Annotated in this window: 3 protein-coding genes; all 3 read left to right on the top strand. The window is 71.9% G+C overall.

Annotation, left to right across the window (positions count from 1 at the left end):
* The first annotated feature begins 49 nt into the window (after positions 1-49).
* Positions 50-619 (top strand): hypothetical protein, encoded by a 570-nt coding sequence (locus ACFV9G_RS29995; RefSeq protein ID WP_375869839.1) that lies wholly within the window; start codon positions 50-52, stop codon positions 617-619.
* Entirely contained in the window at positions 616-822 is a 207-nt protein-coding gene (locus tag ACFV9G_RS29990; RefSeq protein ID WP_375988992.1) for a hypothetical protein, read from the top strand. The genes ACFV9G_RS29995 and ACFV9G_RS29990 overlap by 4 nt, the downstream gene beginning before the upstream one ends.
* Positions 819-1,108, top strand: a 290-nt coding sequence (locus ACFV9G_RS29985) for a hypothetical protein (protein WP_378733149.1), incomplete at its 3' end; no start/stop codon positions are given. The genes ACFV9G_RS29990 and ACFV9G_RS29985, both read left to right, overlap by 4 nt.

Here is a 1,108-nt window from a genome sequence, read left to right as displayed (position 1 = left end):
GGATTCAGGGGCGGCCTCCCGCCCATCACACCACGGAGGAACACAGACCATGACCACCCAGCCCCGTCTCTTTCGTCTCCAACGCGACCACGACGTGAGCGGCGTCTCCGGCACCGGCCACATCGCCGACGGCGTCCTGTGGCCCGATGGGACCGTAACCCTGCGCTGGATAGGCGACCGCCCGTCAACCGTCCACTGGGACCGCCTGAGCGACGCGGTGGCCATCCACGGGCACAACGGCGCGACGCGGATCGTGTGGGCCGACGAGCAGCCGCCAGCCGAGCTGCCGAAGCCCGGCGAGCCGATCGTGCAGGCCTCCAAGTACAGCGTGAACTGCCTGCCCGAGGACGGCATCGACTCCCACGTCTTCGAGATCACCGTCGAATACCGCGGCCATGGCCGGTGGGCCGTCAAGCGGCACTCCCAGTGCCTCGGCTCCGACGGCACTTGGGAGTACGAGATGCGCCCCTCCGAGCGCGAGGACGAGTGGCTGGACGCTCACCGCTTCGACCTCGACACCGCGCTGAAGCTCGCCAGGGATCAGGCGCCCCTCGTCACCGTGAACGGCTTCACCGTCGACGATGCGCTCAAGCGGCTGACCGAGAGGGCTGTCCGGTGAGCCCGCAGCGTCGTCCCACCGCCCGCGAGGTCCTCACCCCTCGGTCGGAGCATCTCCTCGCCACCGTGTACGCGGGGCAGGTGCGGGCGGTGGTCATCGAGCGGGCACTGAAGCGGATGGCCGAAGCCGACGCCAGAGCGCGCCGCGGACAGATGCCCGACAGCAACCTCACTGAGGCCCAGCAGAACGGAGCCCAGCCGTGACCCTCCCCGACCGCGCCCTGCGATGGCTGTACCTGGCCGCCGCCGCCCTCGCCGGCCACTGCTCCGTCACCAGCGCCCGCGCAGACGCCTGGTGGTACGCCATCGGCCTGTTCGGTGTCTCCCTGCTGCTGGCCGTCGCCGCGGGCCGAGAGTACGTCGCCGCCAACGAGCGCCGCGCGTCCGCGGTGCGCGCCGAGCGGGCCGCCCGCCCCTGCGGCCTCCGGCCCATCACGGGCGAGGTGGTCGACGCGGCGCTGGCTGCCGCCTGCTGCGAGCGCTGGTGGAC

Source organism: Nocardioides sp. NPDC059952 (assembly GCF_042730435.1).
Taxonomy (GTDB): domain Bacteria; phylum Actinomycetota; class Actinomycetes; order Propionibacteriales; family Nocardioidaceae; genus Nocardioides.
This window is presented reverse-complemented; position numbering and strand designations above follow the sequence as displayed.

Coding starts and splice junctions, on each gene's coding strand:
- ACFV9G_RS29995 (WP_375869839.1), top strand. CDS start 50: ATGACCACCCAGCCCCGTCTCTTTCGTCTCCAACGCGACCACGACGTG.